This is a genomic window from Pseudoalteromonas sp. SR45-5 (assembly GCF_014163565.1).
GTDB classification, from domain to species: Bacteria; Pseudomonadota; Gammaproteobacteria; order Enterobacterales; family Alteromonadaceae; genus Pseudoalteromonas; species Pseudoalteromonas distincta.
Window position 1 is genome coordinate 1 of sequence record NZ_JACJDN010000872.1, and the last position, 1,297, is coordinate 1,297.

Genomic DNA, 1,297 nt, shown 5'->3' on the forward strand with positions numbered 1-1,297 from the left:
TTTTAAATAACTTAAAGTTGAGCAAAGCTATCTACGTATTCACTTAGCTTTGGTATATCGACTGCTTGTAAGCCATCGTTACTTCTAAGTACCAAGCCTTTTTCGACAAGTTCTGTAACAACACGTCTGTAAGCTCGCTCAGTGGTAGCAAAGCGTTCGGCTTCAGCATTTACAGTTGGATAGGCTCTAAGTAGCGTAGGGTTGTTGTTCTCGGCTCTTAGTAAGCAATCTTTGGCTATGTTGTAGCTCAATGGTAGTAGTAGCTTATCTAAATTGATTTTTTGGTTTTCCTGAAATTTAGCCGCAATAGTTTGTGCGGTGTATAAACTCAGTTCTGGTTTTTCAAGCAGCAGAGCACGCCAATGTCTTAATTCAATAAGATTATAAGTTACATCGCTAAAGCACGTTACCGTATAAATACACGGATTATTATTTAGCGCTTCTATTTCACCAATAAGGGTGTTGTTACAATCCAATTGTCCTAACAGCAGGCGTCGTCCATTACCTACGTCGTAACTAAACGACACAGTGCCACTGCGTACAAGCACAAGCTTGCTTAAAGGCTGATCTTGATGGATCAGAACTTCTTTTTTTGATTGTTGATAGCTACTACCGGCAAAGGTTAAAAGCTGATCAACAAGGTAACTAGAAAAATGGTATTGAAACATCAATGTGCTCTTCGGACATTTGTCCTATTTATTACATCTTAATGACGTTAGCATTAAGACACTAAGAATTTACGCTAACTTGCTACTAATATTATTAGCTTTGCTAATAGTATTATTTTACCTTCATTTCCCGTGTAATGATTTAAGAATTTGCTGGTATTTTCCGGCAAACTTTTTCAGGTTTTTAAGCAAGTTAGCTTTTTTATTTTGTTGTAACTTTGCAATACTTATAAGTGCCATAAGTTAGCAGTACATGTAATGCTAACCTAAAGGCTAGGAGAGAACAATTGAGTTGGGAATATTTAGGCTATATTGCATCAGCTTTATTGGTTGCATCGTTAACAATGACAGATGTAGTAAAACTGCGTTGGTACAACATGTTTGGTTGTATTGTATTTACTGCATACGGTTTTGCCATTGGCGCAGTACCTGTTATTTTTACCAACGGCTTATTGTCGCTTGTAAATTTATACCACATTATAAAAATATATCGCCAACCTAAAGTTGAAGACGCTAAAAGCTAAAATAAGTTATCTGCACAAATAAGTTAATGATTTCAATTAAAATCAAAATTTCAGTTTTTGTGCATTCCGGCTTGAAGTGAATACAGATAATCTCATATCACTCTA

The 1,297-nt window shown here is 35.9% G+C and carries 2 protein-coding genes; one reads left to right on the forward strand and one right to left on the reverse strand.

Features of this window, described 5'->3' with window-relative positions; genetic code table 11:
- Positions 1 to 11: 11 nt before the first annotated feature.
- Positions 12 to 668, reverse strand: coding sequence for a Crp/Fnr family transcriptional regulator (locus tag H5072_RS19735; protein ID WP_002962665.1), 657 nt, complete (start codon positions 666 to 668; stop codon positions 12 to 14).
- A gap of 287 nt (positions 669 to 955) precedes the next feature.
- On the opposite strand from H5072_RS19735, the gene H5072_RS19740 reads away from it, so the two are divergent.
- Complete coding sequence (locus H5072_RS19740) at positions 956 to 1,192, forward strand: YgjV family protein (RefSeq protein ID WP_024596297.1); 237 nt, start codon at positions 956 to 958, stop codon at positions 1,190 to 1,192.
- Positions 1,193 to 1,297: the final 105 nt, after the last annotated feature.

Coding starts and splice junctions, on each gene's coding strand:
- H5072_RS19735 (WP_002962665.1), bottom strand. CDS start 668: ATGTTTCAATACCATTTTTCTAGTTACCTTGTTGATCAGCTTTTAACC.